Annotated in this window: 9 protein-coding genes, 2 tRNA genes and 2 rRNA genes; all 13 read left to right on the forward strand. The window is 56.0% G+C overall.

Annotated elements, in window-relative coordinates:
• The first annotated feature begins 96 nt into the window (after positions 1 to 96).
• The 13 genes from mrcB to L1O02_RS04890 all read left to right on the forward strand — a co-directional run bounded on the left by mrcB (position 97) and on the right by L1O02_RS04890 (position 15,531).
• Complete coding sequence (gene mrcB, locus L1O02_RS04830; RefSeq protein ID WP_060841114.1) at positions 97 to 2,421, forward strand: penicillin-binding protein 1B; 2,325 nt, start codon at positions 97 to 99, stop codon at positions 2,419 to 2,421.
• 16 nt (positions 2,422 to 2,437) lie between these two features.
• On the forward strand, positions 2,438 to 3,184 hold the full coding sequence (locus tag L1O02_RS04835) for a tetratricopeptide repeat protein (RefSeq protein WP_047289227.1): 747 nt from the start codon (positions 2,438 to 2,440) through the stop codon (positions 3,182 to 3,184).
• Positions 3,184 to 3,519, forward strand: coding sequence for a YqcC family protein (locus L1O02_RS04840; RefSeq protein WP_060841113.1), 336 nt, complete (start codon positions 3,184 to 3,186; stop codon positions 3,517 to 3,519). Before L1O02_RS04835 ends, L1O02_RS04840 begins: the two co-directional genes overlap by 1 nt.
• A gap of 548 nt (positions 3,520 to 4,067) precedes the next feature.
• The gene (locus tag L1O02_RS04845; RefSeq protein WP_060842015.1) at positions 4,068 to 5,792 is read left to right on the forward strand and encodes an acetolactate synthase 3 large subunit; all 1,725 of its coding nucleotides are present in this window, start codon (positions 4,068 to 4,070) and stop codon (positions 5,790 to 5,792) included.
• A 2-nt stretch (positions 5,793 to 5,794) separates the two neighbouring features.
• Positions 5,795 to 6,286 (forward strand): acetolactate synthase small subunit, encoded by a 492-nt coding sequence (gene ilvN, locus L1O02_RS04850; RefSeq protein WP_016964842.1) that lies wholly within the window; start codon positions 5,795 to 5,797, stop codon positions 6,284 to 6,286.
• Between the two features lie 45 nt (positions 6,287 to 6,331).
• Positions 6,332 to 7,348: a ketol-acid reductoisomerase gene (ilvC, locus tag L1O02_RS04855; protein ID WP_007959661.1), complete on the forward strand. Its 1,017-nt coding sequence runs from the start codon at positions 6,332 to 6,334 to the stop codon at positions 7,346 to 7,348.
• Positions 7,349 to 7,494: 146 nt separating this feature from the next.
• Complete coding sequence (gene pssA, locus L1O02_RS04860; protein ID WP_047306129.1) at positions 7,495 to 8,352, forward strand: CDP-diacylglycerol--serine O-phosphatidyltransferase; 858 nt, start codon at positions 7,495 to 7,497, stop codon at positions 8,350 to 8,352.
• A gap of 63 nt (positions 8,353 to 8,415) precedes the next feature.
• Positions 8,416 to 9,429, forward strand: coding sequence for a protein-methionine-sulfoxide reductase catalytic subunit MsrP (gene msrP / locus L1O02_RS04865; RefSeq protein WP_235759629.1), 1,014 nt, complete (start codon positions 8,416 to 8,418; stop codon positions 9,427 to 9,429).
• A complete protein-coding gene (gene msrQ / locus L1O02_RS04870; protein ID WP_060841110.1) occupies positions 9,429 to 10,049 on the forward strand; it encodes a protein-methionine-sulfoxide reductase heme-binding subunit MsrQ in 621 nt (206 codons plus the stop codon). Before msrP ends, msrQ begins: the two co-directional genes overlap by 1 nt.
• 544 nt (positions 10,050 to 10,593) lie before the next feature.
• Positions 10,594 to 12,132, forward strand: a 16S ribosomal RNA gene (locus tag L1O02_RS04875).
• Between the two features lie 123 nt (positions 12,133 to 12,255).
• Positions 12,256 to 12,332 (forward strand) — tRNA-Ile (locus tag L1O02_RS04880).
• Between the two features lie 10 nt (positions 12,333 to 12,342).
• Positions 12,343 to 12,418 (forward strand) — tRNA-Ala (locus L1O02_RS04885).
• Positions 12,419 to 12,639: 221 nt separating this feature from the next.
• Positions 12,640 to 15,531: ribosomal RNA gene (locus tag L1O02_RS04890) — 23S ribosomal RNA — on the forward strand.
• Together the 16S and 23S rRNA genes with 2 tRNA genes alongside form the textbook arrangement of a ribosomal RNA operon.
• The last annotated feature ends 84 nt before the right edge of the window (positions 15,532 to 15,615 follow it).

The following is a 15,615-nucleotide window of genomic DNA, read 5'->3' on the forward strand; positions in this document are numbered from 1 at the left end:
GGAAAATCGAGGGCGTCATTATGGCGGTTGGCAGGGGTAACGCAAACCTCGGGTGGCGCATGTTGAGGATGAATAAAGTGCGTATAATCCGCCGCCATGACTCGTACCCGATCCCCCCGTTCCGCTAAAAAAACTCCCTCTGGTGGCCTGCGCCCCTGGCTGGGCTGGGCGCTCAAGCTCAGCCTGGTTGGTCTGGTGGTGCTCGCCGGCTTTGCGGTTTACCTCGATGCCGTGGTGCAGGAAAAGTTCTCCGGCAAGCGCTGGACCATTCCGGCCAAGGTGTATGCCCGGCCGCTTGAGCTGTTCGTCGGACAAAAGCTCAGCAAGGAAGACTTCCTGACGGAACTCGATGCCTTGGGCTACCGCCGCGAAAGTGTGGCCAACGGTCCCGGCGCGGCGGCGGTCAGTGGCAATACCGTCGACTTGAACACCCGTGGCTTCCAGTTCTACGAGGGGCTGGAGCAGGCGCAACCGGTCCGTGTGCGTTTCTCTGGCGACTATGTGGCGGAGCTTTCCGGCAGCAAGGGGGCCAAGCTGGCGGTGGTCCGGCTGGAGCCGTTGCTGATCGGTGGCCTGTACCCGAAAAACCTTGAAGATCGAATCCTGATCAAGATCGACCAGGTACCGCCCTATCTGCTGGAAACCCTGGTTGCGGTGGAAGACCGTGATTTCTACTCGCACTTTGGCGTGTCGCCGAAGTCGATTGCCCGCGCGATCTGGGTCAATACCTCGTCGGGTCAGATGCGTCAGGGCGGTAGTACCCTGACTCAGCAGTTGGTGAAAAATTTCTTCCTGACCAACGAACGCAGCCTGTCGCGCAAGCTCAACGAAGCGATGATGGCGCTGTTGCTGGAGCTGCATTACGACAAGCGGGAGATTCTCGAGGCCTATCTCAACGAGGTGTTTGTCGGTCAGGACGGTCAGCGTGCGGTGCACGGTTTCGGTCTGGCCAGTCAATTCTTCTTCAGCCAGCCGCTGTCCGAGCTCAAGTTGCATCAGGTGGCGCTGCTGGTGGGCATGGTCAAGGGGCCTTCCTACTACAACCCGCGTCGTTACCCGGAGCGTGCCCTGGAGCGGCGCAATCTGGTGCTCGATTTGCTGGCGCAGCAGGGCGTGGCGACACCCGAGCAGGTGGAAGCGGCGAAGAAGATGCCGCTTGGCGTGACCAAGCGCGGCAGCCTGGCGGACAGTTCGTTCCCCGGTTTCCTGGATCTGGTCAAGCGCCAGTTGCGTGAAGACTACCGCGACGAAGACTTGACCGAGGAAGGCCTGCGAATCTTCACCAGTTTCGATCCAATCCTGCAGATGAAGGCGGAAGCCTCGGTCAACGACACCTTCAAGCGCCTGGCCGGGCGCAAGGGCGCGGAAGACGTTGAGGCGGCGATGGTGGTGACCAATCCGGAAACCGGCGAGGTTCAGGCCATGATCGGCAGTCGACAAGCCAGTTTCGCCGGCTTCAACCGGGCATTGGACGCGGTGCGTCCGATCGGCTCCTTGATCAAGCCGGCGGTTTACCTGACGGCCCTGGAGAAACCCAGCCAGTACACCCTGACCAGTTGGCTCTCCGATGAGGCGTTTTCGGTGAAAGGCGCCGATGGCCAGGTATGGAAGCCGCAGAACTACGATCGACGTTCGCATGGCACGGTTTTCCTGTACCAGGGGCTGGCTCATTCCTACAACTTGTCCACTGCCCGGCTCGGTCTGGAAGTGGGGGTGCCCAACGTTCTGAAAACCCTTGGGCGCTTGGGCGTGACCCGCGAGTTCCCGGCGTTTCCGTCGATGCTGCTCGGTGCCGGTGGCCTGAGCCCGATGGAAGTGGCGACCATGTACCAGACCCTGGCCAACGGCGGCTTCAATACGCCGATGCGCGGGATCCGCAGTGTGTTGACGGCCGAGGGCGAGCCGCTCAAGCGTTATCCGTTCCAGATCCAGCAGCGCTTCGATGCCGGTTCGATCTACCTGATTCAGAGCGCGATGCAGCGCGTGATGCGCGAAGGCACGGGCAGCTCGGTGTACAACGTGTTGCCCAAGACCCTGGCGCTGGCGGGCAAGACCGGTACCAGTAATGACTCTCGCGACAGCTGGTTCGCCGGCTTCAGCCAGGATTTGTTGGCGGTCGTCTGGCTGGGGCGTGACGATAACGGCAAGACGCCGTTCACCGGTGCCACGGGCGCCCTGCAGGTCTGGACCAGTTTCATGCGCAAGGCCGATCCGCTGCCGCTGGATATGCCGCAGCCGGACAACGTGGTTCAGGCCTGGGTCGATTCACGTACCGGGCAGGGCTCCGATGCCAACTGTCCGGGGGCTGTGCAGATGCCGTATATTCGCGGCAGCGAACCGCCTCCCGGTGCTTCTTGCGGTGGTGAAACCCCGGCAGGTAGCGATTCGGTGATGGATTGGGTCAAGGGCTGGATGAACTAAGCGATGAGGGTTTGACGTGAACAAGTGGTGGGTTCCAGCTATTACAGCTCTGGCGTTGCTCAATGGTTGCGCCAGCGTGCAGCGCGGCTCCATTCCCGTCGTGGACTCCGGAACTGCCGTGTCCAACAGCGAGCGGATTTCCGCTTCCGGCGGCTTTCGCCAGACGACCATCAAGCGTCCGGCGCAAGCTCAGGCTCAGGCCATCCCGGAAGATTCCGGGGTGGTGGTGATGGTCCCAGGTGGTGGCGCGACCGCGTCGGCACCGATCAGCAGCTCGCCGATAACGCCGGGACCTGTGACGTCCGGGCCTATCACGCCGGGGCCGGTGGAGGGTGGCGCTTATCAGTCGGCACCGATCAATCAGGGCACCTACAACATGCCTTCGACGCCGAGCGGGATTCCGTCGGCTCGGGCCGGTGGTCTGTCGGCCGATGAACAGTTGGACGGGCCTGTGCTGGCGCTGTTGACCACGGCTCAGCAGCAGCAATCCAGTGGCGATTTGAATGGTGCTTCCTCCAGCCTGGAGCGTGCACAGCGTGTCGCGCCGCGCGAGCCCCAGGTGCTCTACCGGCTGGCGCAGGTGCGCATGGCTCAGGGCGATGCCCCGCAAGCCGAGCAGTTTGCCCGTCGCGGTCTGAGCTTTGCCAACGGTCGTCCCGACCTTCAGGCAAGTTTGTGGGAGTTGATCGCCCAGGCTCGGGAGAAGCAGGGTGATGCAGCGGGCGCCGCTCAGGCGCGGCAGAAAGCCCGGGTCTCGCTGTGATGGATGTGCGTTTTCCCAGAATCGCCGAGCAGTTGCTGCTGATCGAGCGTGAGTTGCGCGTGCAGGGATTGTGGGATGAGGTGGCACCCAGTGCCGAGGCTCTGGCCAGTACTCAGCCTTTTGCCGTGGATACGCTGGATTTCGAGCAGTGGCTGCAGTGGATCTTCCTGCCGCGCATGAAGGTGATCCTGGAGCAGGATCTGCCGCTGCCCAATGCCTCCGGTATCCAGGAGATGGCCGAAATGGTGTTCTCCACTCGCCCGATGCAGGGGCGCGATCTGCAGTTGCGAATGCTGCTCAAGGAATTCGATCAGCTCATCGCGGCCACCCGTTGAGTCCACGACTGCCAGGTACGCCTGGCAGTCGCCTCCCGCTGCCTGGCAGCGTCCTCCCTCCTTCTTCCTGGCGCCTTCTTGCCGTTCTGCCGGCAGCCTTGACCTGTGCCTGTCTATAGGTCGAACACCAAAGTCAAGGTTCGCATTTCTGAGTTGCTTGTCGAAGATTGCGCAATTGAAGTGCAGGCTGTGGTCGTTTTTGGGTTTTTTCTTGCGTTCTCATGCGCTTAGTTCGAATTAACTACATAGACGACTTGACTTGAAGAGGACGAAACAGAAGAATCCAAAGTCCGCTGTAGAGGGACTGCCAGAAGCAGACCCACTCAGCAGATCATGAGGCGCACATCCGCGCCGAAGTGCTACACCCGCAACGCGTTACCTCGCGCTGGGTGGGAAAACCCCGCAACACTTTGGGGCGCTCCCAATACTTGCTCAGTCAGTGCTGACGTAGTCGGCGACCACCGTCGCTCATGCTCTGCTGAGAAGTAAACCTATTAAGACCCGCTCCCTTTTGAGGGCGGTATTCTGGCGTTTTAGAGGTGAACAACGTGGAGCTTTTATCTGGCGGTGAGATGCTCGTCCGCTTTTTGCGTGACGAAGGCGTCAAATATATCTACGGGTACCCGGGTGGTGCTCTCCTTCATGTTTACGATGCCCTGTTCAAAGAACCGGAAGTGACCCACATCCTGGTTCGTCACGAACAAGCGGCAACCCATATGGCTGACGGTTATGCCCGTGCCACCGGTAAAGCCGGCGTGGTACTGGTGACTTCCGGCCCGGGCGCGACCAATGCCATTACCGGTATTGCCACCGCCTATATGGACTCGATTCCAATGGTGATCATTTCCGGTCAGGTGCCTAGCACCATGGTCGGCACCGACGCGTTCCAGGAAACCGACATGATCGGTATCTCCCGGCCGATCGTGAAGCACAGCTTCATGATCAAGCACGCTTCGGAAATCCCGGAAGTCATGAAGAAAGCCTTCTACCTGGCGCAATCCGGTCGTCCTGGTCCGGTGGTGGTCGATATCCCCAAGGACATGACCAACCCGGCTGAAAAGTTCGAATACGTTTTTCCCAAGAAAGCCAAGCTGCGCTCCTACAGCCCAGCTGTTCGCGGTCACTCCGGGCAAATCCGCAAGGCGGCAGAAATGCTCCTGGCGGCCAAGCGTCCTGTGCTCTATGCAGGCGGCGGCGTGATCCTGGGCGGCGGTTCCGCACCGCTGACCGAACTGGCCAAGATGCTCAATCTGCCAGTGACCAATACCCTGATGGGCCTGGGTGCATACCCTGGTACCGATCGGCAGTTCGTCGGCATGCTTGGCATGCACGGCAGCTACACCGCCAACCTGACCATGCACCACGCTGACGTGATCCTGGCCGTTGGTGCGCGCTTCGACGACCGGGTTATCAACGGTGCACCGAAGTTCTGTCCGAACGCCAAGATCATCCATGTGGACATCGACCCGGCTTCCATCTCCAAGACCATCAAGGCCGATGTGCCTATCGTGGGTCCAGTGGAGAGCGTGCTGACCGAAATGGTTGCGGCACTCAAGGAAATCGGCGACACCCCGAACAAGGACACGGTCGCCAGCTGGTGGAAGCAGATCGACGAGTGGCGTGGTGATCGCGGCCTGTTCCCTTACGACAAGGGCGACGGCAGCATCATCAAGCCGCAAACGGTGATCGAGACCCTGTGTGAAGTGACCAAGGGCGATGCCTTTGTCACCTCTGACGTGGGCCAGCACCAGATGTTCGCGGCGCAGTATTACAAGTTCAACAAGCCCAATCGCTGGATCAACTCCGGCGGCCTGGGCACCATGGGCTTCGGTTTCCCGGCGGCCATGGGGGTCAAGTTGAGCTTCCCTGATAATGATGTCGCCTGTGTCACCGGCGAAGGCAGTATCCAGATGAATATCCAGGAACTGTCCACCTGCCTGCAGTACGGTCTGCCGGTCAAGATCGTCAACCTGAACAATGGTGTGCTGGGTATGGTGCGCCAATGGCAGGACATGAGCTACGGCAGCCGCCACTCGCACTCCTACATGGAATCGCTGCCTGACTTCGTCAAGCTGGTCGAGGCCTACGGCCACGTGGGCATGCGTATCACGGACCTGAAGGATTTGAAGCCGAAGATGGAAGAAGCGTTCGCCATGAAGGATCGCCTGGTATTCCTCGATATCCAGGTCGATACCAGCGAGCACGTCTATCCGATGCAGATCAAAGACGGCTCTATGCGCGATATGTGGCTGAGCAAGACGGAGCGTACTTAATCATGCGGCACATCATTTCCTTGCTTCTGGAAAACGAACCGGGCGCTTTGTCTCGTGTAGTCGGTCTGTTCTCGCAGCGGAACTACAACATTGAAAGCTTGACCGTGGCACCGACCGAAGACCCGACCCTGTCGCGTCTGACCCTCACCACGGTTGGTCATGATGAGATCATCGAGCAGATCACCAAGAACCTGAACAAGTTGATCGAGGTGGTGAAGCTGGTGGACCTTTCGGAAAGTGCTCACATCGAGCGCGAACTGATGTTGGTCAAGATCAAGGCCACCGGCGCCCAGCGCGCCGAGGTCAAGCGCACTACCGATATTTACCGTGGGCAGATCGTTGATGTCAGCGCCAGCGTGTATACCGTTCAACTGACCGGTACCAGCGACAAGCTCGACAGCTTCATTCAATCGATCGGCACCGCGTCGATTCTGGAAACCGTACGCAGTGGTGTCACCGGGATTGCCCGTGGCGACAAAGTACTGAGCATCTAACTCAAATTAGCGAATGGCCGGAACGGCCTGATATAGGGGAAATTCATGAAAGTTTTCTACGATAAAGACTGCGACCTGTCGATCATCCAGGGCAAGAAGGTTGCCATCATCGGTTACGGTTCCCAGGGCCACGCTCAAGCTTGCAACCTGAAAGACTCCGGCGTTGACGTAACTGTCGGCCTGCGCAAAGGTTCCGCTACCGTTGCCAAGGCTGAGGCTCACGGCCTGAAAGTGACCGACGTTGCTGCAGCCGTTGCCGGCGCCGACCTGGTCATGATCCTGACCCCGGACGAGTTCCAGTCCCAGCTGTACAAGAACGAGATCGAGCCGAATATCAAGAAAGGCGCCACCCTGGCCTTCTCCCACGGCTTCGCGATCCACTACAACCAGGTTGTTCCACGTGCCGACCTCGACGTGATCATGATCGCGCCGAAGGCTCCGGGTCACACCGTACGTTCCGAGTTCGTCAAGGGCGGCGGTATTCCTGACCTGATCGCTATCTACCAGGACGCGTCCGGCAACGCCAAGAACGTAGCCCTGTCCTACGCGGCTGGCGTGGGTGGCGGTCGTACCGGCATCATCGAAACCACCTTCAAGGACGAGACTGAAACCGACCTGTTCGGCGAGCAGGCTGTTCTGTGCGGCGGTACCGTTGAACTGGTCAAGGCCGGTTTCGAAACTCTGGTTGAAGCTGGCTACGCGCCGGAAATGGCCTATTTCGAGTGCCTGCACGAACTGAAACTGATCGTTGACCTCATGTACGAAGGCGGTATCGCCAACATGAACTACTCGATCTCCAACAACGCCGAGTACGGCGAGTACGTGACCGGCCCTGAAGTCATCAACGCCGAATCCCGTCAGGCCATGCGCAATGCTCTGAAGCGCATCCAGGACGGCGAATACGCGAAGATGTTCATCAGCGAAGGTGCCACCGGCTACCCATCGATGACCGCCAAGCGTCGTAACAATGCCGCTCACGGTATCGAGATCATCGGTGAGCAACTGCGTTCGATGATGCCGTGGATCGGTGCCAACAAGATCGTCGACAAAGCCAAGAACTAAGTTCAAGTCTTGTCAGGAAAAACGCGGCCTAGGCCGCGTTTTTTCGTTTGGACGGGTAGGTTCTGGTATAAAGCTGGATCCTTTGTGGCCCAATCGCGGCCCAGGGTATCTGTCGAAACTTTTCACACCGTTGCAAGGTATTGTCCATGAGCGAACGTCCCGAAGAGCCAAACCAGGCCTCTGACGCCGAAAGCCTGCTACCGATCGATGAGCATGTCGAAGAAGGGCATGACGCTGAAGGCCGTAAAGTCCGGCATCGTGGTATCTATCTTCTGCCGAATCTGTTCACCACTGCGAACCTGTTCGCGGGGTTCTATTCCATCATCAGCTCCATGAGTGCCCAGAGCGCCTTGAGTGCCGGGGACACGGCGGGGGCGAGCAAGTACTTTGCCTTTGCCGCCATTGCGATCTTTGTCGCCATGGTCCTTGACGGCCTGGACGGGCGCGTAGCCCGTATGACCAATACCCAGAGTGCCTTTGGCGCCGAGTACGATTCGCTGTCGGATATGGTGGCGTTTGGCGTTGCCCCGGCATTGCTGGCCTTTGGCTGGGCCTTGGGCGACATGGGCAAGGTTGGCTGGATGGTCGCCTTCATCTATGTGGCGGGCGCGGCATTGCGTCTGGCGCGTTTCAACACTCAGGTGGGAACCGCCGACAAGCGATATTTCATCGGTCTGGCCAGTCCTGCGGCGGCGGGGGTGGTGGCGGGCATTGTCTGGGCTTTCAGCGATTACGGCATTCAGGGATCGAAGATGTCGTTCCTGGTGGCGTTGATGGTCGCGGCTGCGGGCATGCTGATGGTCAGCAACATCAAGTACAACAGCTTCAAGGACCTGGACCTGAAGGGCCGGGTGCCTTTTGTGGCGATTCTGGCCGTAGTGCTGGTGTTTGCCGTGGTGTTCAGCGATCCACCACGTATCCTGCTGTTGGTGTTCCTCGCCTATGCGGCTTCTGGCCCGATCCAGTACCTGTTGCACCTGCGGCGTCGCAAAAGCGTCGAGTGATGTAATTTCCTCCATACTCCGCAGTCTATTGGTACATCTGTCCTCCAATGCTGCGGAGTTGCCATGTTATTCAAATTCCCCAAAGCGTCTGACTGCCATGAGTCGGATGTCACGCCAGAATCTCTTTATCTCTCTCGACGCAGTTTGCTGGGCGGTGCGGTAGCAGGCCTGGCCTTCGCCGGTTTGCCCCGTTGGGCGGCTGCGCAGGATGCGACGCGTTATGCCGATGTGGAGCCGGGCCGTGCGCCAGCGTGGTTCTCCGACAAATTGGCGAGCGCTCATTGGCAAGCCGTAACCGTCAAGGATGAGGCGATCACACCGTTCAAGGACGCGACTCACTACAACAACTTCTATGAGTTCGGTACTGACAAGGGGGATCCGGCGGCGAACGCGGGGGCGCTCAAGACCGAGCCATGGAGTGTGGTCGTGGACGGTGAGGTCGCCAAGCCTGGGCGCTATGCCCTTGAAGACTTCATGAAGCCTTACTCGTTGGAGGAGCGTATTTATCGACTGCGCTGCGTCGAGGCGTGGTCGATGGTGATTCCCTGGATAGGCTTCCCTATCTCCGCGCTGCTCAAGCAAGTGGAGCCAACCAGCAAGGCCAAGTTCATTCGTTTTGAAACGCTGCAGGATCCTAAGAGCATGCCGGGACAGCGTTCCGGTTTTGCCTTGATCGACTGGCCCTATGTTGAAGGCTTGCGTCTTGATGAGGCGATGAATCCGTTGGCGATTCTGGCGGTAGGGATGTATGGGCGTGAGCTGCCCAATCAGAATGGTGCGCCATTGCGCCTGGTGGTTCCCTGGAAATATGGCTTCAAAAGTGTGAAGTCCATTGTGCGTATCAGCTTGGTGGACGAGCAGCCAAAGACTACCTGGCAGAGTATTGCTGCCAATGAATATGGTTTTTACGCAAATGTGAATCCGACAGTTGATCATCCTCGATGGACTCAAGCGCGAGAGCGGCGTTTACCCAGCAGCCTGTTCAGTCCAAATGTGCGGGAAACACAGATGTTCAATGGCTACTCGGAAGAGGTCGCTTCCTTATATAGCGGCATGGATCTGCGGAAGAACTACTGATGCGTTATTCGTTCTGGCGTATTGGAGTCTTTATTGCTGCGGCTATCTGGCCACTGTATTGGCTGTATGAGGCTTGGGGCTCGGTTCTCGGGCCTGATCCAGGCAAGGTGCTGGTTGATCGTCTGGGATTGGGCACGTTGGTGCTGCTGTTGATTACCTTGGCCATGACTCCCATGCAGAAGCTCACTGGCTGGCCGGGCTGGATAGCCGTGCGCCGACAACTGGGGTTGTGGTGCTTTGCTTATGTAGTGCTGCACTTGAGTGCCTATGGGGTATTCATTCTGGGGTTGGACTGGTCCCAGTTGGGAGTGGAGTTGCGCAAGCGGCCCTATATCTTTGTTGGAAGCCTGGGGTTTGTGCTTCTTTTGGTATTGGCGCTGACATCCAATCGCTACAGTCAGCGTCGCCTGGGAGCGCGTTGGAAAAAGCTGCATCGCCTGGTTTATCTCATCCTGGGGCTTGGGCTTCTGCATATGCTCTGGATCGTTCGGGCAGATCTGAAGGAATGGGCGGTTTACGCTTCTATAGGTGCGCTGCTGTTGGTGCTGCGAGTGCCGGCAGTGATGCGCCGTATTCCCCGCCTAATGGCTAAAAAACAACCGTCTGCAACAAAAACGTAATTAAAGGTTGACGGCAGATTCTACAGGTCTATAATTCGCCCCACTTCCGGCGCAGTCGAAACGGAAAACTCCTTGATATTCAACGAGTTACGCAGTTTTCGGCGGCGGCTACGCTTCAGTTCATCGAAGCCAGAAGCAGTTAGTAAGGCAGTGTGTTTTCGCCTTGTTAGCGATTCGATCGTCTCGGTCGAAAGCGGTTAAAAAGAGGTGTTGACAGCAGCGTGTAACGCTGTAGAATTCGCATCCCGCTAACGAGAGATCGAAAGCGCAAGTGGTTGAAGTTGTTGAGGAAATCTTCAAAAACTTCTTAAAAAATCGCTTGACAGCAAATGAGGCTGCTGTAGAATGCGCGCCTCGGTTGAGACGAAAGATCTTAACCAACCGCTCTTTAACAACTGAATCAAGCAATTCGTGTGGGTGCTTGTGGAGTCAGACTGATAGTCAAAAAGATTATCAGCATCACAAGTTACTCCGCGAGAAATCAAAGATGTAACCAACGATTGCTGAGCCAAGTTTAGGGTTTTCTCAAAACCCAAAGATGTTTGAACTGAAGAGTTTGATCATGGCTCAGATTGAACGCTGGCGGCAGGCCTAACACATGCAAGTCGAGCGGCAGCACGGGTACTTGTACCTGGTGGCGAGCGGCGGACGGGTGAGTAATGCCTAGGAATCTGCCTGGTAGTGGGGGATAACGTCCGGAAACGGGCGCTAATACCGCATACGTCCTACGGGAGAAAGTGGGGGATCTTCGGACCTCACGCTATCAGATGAGCCTAGGTCGGATTAGCTAGTTGGTGAGGTAATGGCTCACCAAGGCTACGATCCGTAACTGGTCTGAGAGGATGATCAGTCACACTGGAACTGAGACACGGTCCAGACTCCTACGGGAGGCAGCAGTGGGGAATATTGGACAATGGGCGAAAGCCTGATCCAGCCATGCCGCGTGTGTGAAGAAGGTCTTCGGATTGTAAAGCACTTTAAGTTGGGAGGAAGGGTACTTACCTAATACGTGAGTATTTTGACGTTACCGACAGAATAAGCACCGGCTAACTCTGTGCCAGCAGCCGCGGTAATACAGAGGGTGCAAGCGTTAATCGGAATTACTGGGCGTAAAGCGCGCGTAGGTGGTTTGTTAAGTTGGATGTGAAAGCCCCGGGCTCAACCTGGGAACTGCATCCAAAACTGGCAAGCTAGAGTATGGTAGAGGGTGGTGGAATTTCCTGTGTAGCGGTGAAATGCGTAGATATAGGAAGGAACACCAGTGGCGAAGGCGACCACCTGGACTGATACTGACACTGAGGTGCGAAAGCGTGGGGAGCAAACAGGATTAGATACCCTGGTAGTCCACGCCGTAAACGATGTCAACTAGCCGTTGGGAGCCTTGAGCTCTTAGTGGCGCAGCTAACGCATTAAGTTGACCGCCTGGGGAGTACGGCCGCAAGGTTAAAACTCAAATGAATTGACGGGGGCCCGCACAAGCGGTGGAGCATGTGGTTTAATTCGAAGCAACGCGAAGAACCTTACCAGGCCTTGACATCCAATGAACTTTCCAGAGATGGATTGGTGCCTTCGGGAACATTGAGACAGGTGCTGCATGGCTGTCGTCAGCTCGTGTCGTGAGATGTTGGGTTAAGTCCCGTAACGAGCGCAACCCTTGTCCTTAGTTACCAGCACGTTATGGTGGGCACTCTAAGGAGACTGCCGGTGACAAACCGGAGGAAGGTGGGGATGACGTCAAGTCATCATGGCCCTTACGGCCTGGGCTACACACGTGCTACAATGGTCGGTACAAAGGGTTGCCAAGCCGCGAGGTGGAGCTAATCCCATAAAACCGATCGTAGTCCGGATCGCAGTCTGCAACTCGACTGCGTGAAGTCGGAATCGCTAGTAATCGCGAATCAGAATGTCGCGGTGAATACGTTCCCGGGCCTTGTACACACCGCCCGTCACACCATGGGAGTGGGTTGCACCAGAAGTAGCTAGTCTAACCTTCGGGGGGACGGTTACCACGGTGTGATTCATGACTGGGGTGAAGTCGTAACAAGGTAGCCGTAGGGGAACCTGCGGCTGGATCACCTCCTTAATCGACGACATCAGCTGCTTCATAAGCTCCCACACGAATTGCTTGATTCATTGAAGAAGACGATAGAAGCAGCTTTAAGCTCCAAGCTGATAGCTCCAAGCTAACAGTTACAAGCTCGAAATTGGGTCTGTAGCTCAGTTGGTTAGAGCGCACCCCTGATAAGGGTGAGGTCGGCAGTTCGAATCTGCCCAGACCCACCAATTTTGTTATGGGGCCATAGCTCAGCTGGGAGAGCGCCTGCCTTGCACGCAGGAGGTCAGCGGTTCGATCCCGCTTGGCTCCACCATAAACTGCTTCTGAAAGCTTAGAAATGAGCATTCACATTGAATGTTGATTTCTAGTCTTTTGATTAGATCGTTCTTTAAAAATTTGGGTATGTGATAGAAAGATAGACTGAACGTTACTTTCACTGGTAACGGATCAGGCTAAGGTAAAATTTGTGAGTTAAATTGCAAATTTTCGGCGAATGTCGTCTTCATAGTATAACCAGATTGCTTGGGGTTATATGGTCAAGTGAAGAAGCGCATACGGTGGATGCCTTGGCAGTCAGAGGCGATGAAAGACGTGGTAGCCTGCGATAAGCTTCGGGGAGTCGGCAAACAGACTTTGATCCGGAGATCTCTGAATGGGGGAACCCAGCCATCATAAGATGGTTATCTTGTACTGAATACATAGGTGCAAGAGGCGAACCAGGGGAACTGAAACATCTAAGTACCCTGAGGAAAAGAAATCAACCGAGATTCCCTTAGTAGTGGCGAGCGAACGGGGACTAGCCCTTAAGTGGCTTTGAGATTAGCGGAACGCTCTGGAAAGTGCGGCCATAGTGGGTGATAGCCCTGTACGCGAAAATCTCTTAGTCATGAAATCGAGTAGGACGGGGCACGAGAAACCTTGTCTGAATATGGGGGGACCATCCTCCAAGGCTAAATACTACTGACTGACCGATAGTGAACTAGTACCGTGAGGGAAAGGCGAAAAGAACCCCGGAGAGGGGAGTGAAATAGATCCTGAAACCGTATGCGTACAAGCAGTGGGAGCAGACTTTGTTCTGTGACTGCGTACCTTTTGTATAATGGGTCAGCGACTTATTTTCAGTGGCGAGCTTAACCGAATAGGGGAGGCGTAGCGAAAGCGAGTCTTAATAGGGCGTCTAGTCGCTGGGAATAGACCCGAAACCGGGCGATCTATCCATGGGCAGGTTGAAGGTTAGGTAACACTGACTGGAGGACCGAACCGACTACCGTTGAAAAGTTAGCGGATGACCTGTGGATCGGAGTGAAAGGCTAATCAAGCTCGGAGATAGCTGGTTCTCCTCGAAAGCTATTTAGGTAGCGCCTCATGTATCACTGTAGGGGGTAGAGCACTGTTTCGGCTAGGGGGTCATCCCGACTTACCAAACCGATGCAAACTCCGAATACCTACAAGTGCCGAGCATGGGAGACACACGGCGGGTGCTAACGTCCGTCGTGAAAAGGGAAACAACCCAGACCGTCAGCTAAGGTCCCAAAGTTATGGTTAAGTGGGAAACGATGTGGGAAGGCTTAGACAGCTAGGAGGTTGGCTTAGAAGCAGCCACCCTTTAAAGAAAGCGTAATAGCTCACTAGTCGAGTCGGCCTGCGCGGAAGATGTAACGGGGCTCAAACCATACACCGAAGCTACGGGTATCACGTAAGTGATGCGGTAGAGGAGCGTTCTGTAAGCCTGTGAAGGTGAGTTGAGAAGCTTGCTGGAGGTATCAGAAGTGCGAATGCTGACATGAGTAACGACAATGGGTGTGAAAAACACCCACGCCGAAAGACCAAGGTTTCCTGCGCAACGTTAATCGACGCAGGGTTAGTCGGTCCCTAAGGCGAGGCTGAAAAGCGTAGTCGATGGAAAACAGGTTAATATTCCTGTACTTCTAGTTATTGCGATGGAGGGACGGAGAAGGCTAGGCCAGCTTGGCGTTGGTTGTCCAAGTTTAAGGTGGTAGGCTGGAATCTTAGGTAAATCCGGGGTTCTAAGGCCGAGAGCTGATGACGAGTTACCTTTTAGGTGACGAAGTGGCTGATGCCATGCTTCCAAGAAAAGCTTCTAAGCTTCAGATAACTAGGAACCGTACCCCAAACCGACACAGGTGGTTGGGTAGAGAATACCAAGGCGCTTGAGAGAACTCGGGTGAAGGAACTAGGCAAAATGGCACCGTAACTTCGGGAGAAGGTGCGCCGGTGAGGGTGAAGGACTTGCTCCGTAAGCTCATGCCGGTCGAAGATACCAGGCCGCTGCGACTGTTTATTAAAAACACAGCACTCTGCAAACACGAAAGTGGACGTATAGGGTGTGACGCCTGCCCGGTGCCGGAAGGTTAATTGATGGGGTTAGCTAACGCGAAGCTCTTGATCGAAGCCCCGGTAAACGGCGGCCGTAACTATAACGGTCCTAAGGTAGCGAAATTCCTTGTCGGGTAAGTTCCGACCTGCACGAATGGCGTAACGATGGCGGCGCTGTCTCCACCCGAGACTCAGTGAAATTGAAATCGCTGTGAAGATGCAGTGTATCCGCGGCTAGACGGAAAGACCCCGTGAACCTTTACTATAGCTTTGCACTGGACTTTGAATTTGCTTGTGTAGGATAGGTGGGAGGCTTTGAAGCGTGAACGCCAGTTTGCGTGGAGCCATCCTTGAAATACCACCCTGGCAACTTTGAGGTTCTAACTCAGGTCCGTTATCCGGATCGAGGACAGTGTATGGTGGGTAGTTTGACTGGGGCGGTCTCCTCCTAAAGAGTAACGGAGGAGTACGAAGGTGCGCTCAGACCGGTCGGAAATCGGTCGTAGAGTATAAAGGCAAAAGCGCGCTTGACTGCGAGACAGACACGTCGAGCAGGTACGAAAGTAGGTCTTAGTGATCCGGTGGTTCTGTATGGAAGGGCCATCGCTCAACGGATAAAAGGTACTCCGGGGATAACAGGCTGATACCGCCCAAGAGTTCATATCGACGGCGGTGTTTGGCACCTCGATGTCGGCTCATCACATCCTGGGGCTGAAGCCGGTCCCAAGGGTATGGCTGTTCGCCATTTAAAGTGGTACGCGAGCTGGGTTTAGAACGTCGTGAGACAGTTCGGTCCCTATCTGCCGTGGACGTTTGAGATTTGAGAGGGGCTGCTCCTAGTACGAGAGGACCGGAGTGGACGAACCTCTGGTGTTCCGGTTGTCACGCCAGTGGCATTGCCGGGTAGCTATGTTCGGAAAAGATAACCGCTGAAAGCATCTAAGCGGGAAACTTGCCTCAAGATGAGATCTCACTGGGATCTTGAATCCCCTAAAGGGCCGTCGAAGACTACGACGTTGATAGGTTGGGTGTGTAAGCGCTGTGAGGCGTTGAGCTAACCAATACTAATTGCCCGTGAGGCTTGACCATATAACACCCAAGCAATTTGCTTAAGAAGCGAGTTGCGGTGTGTGAAGACGAAACGAACCGAAAGTTTGCACCGCTCACAAAGCA

Source organism: Pseudomonas sp. BC42, from assembly GCF_021560055.1.
Lineage (GTDB): Bacteria > Pseudomonadota > Gammaproteobacteria > Pseudomonadales > Pseudomonadaceae > Aquipseudomonas.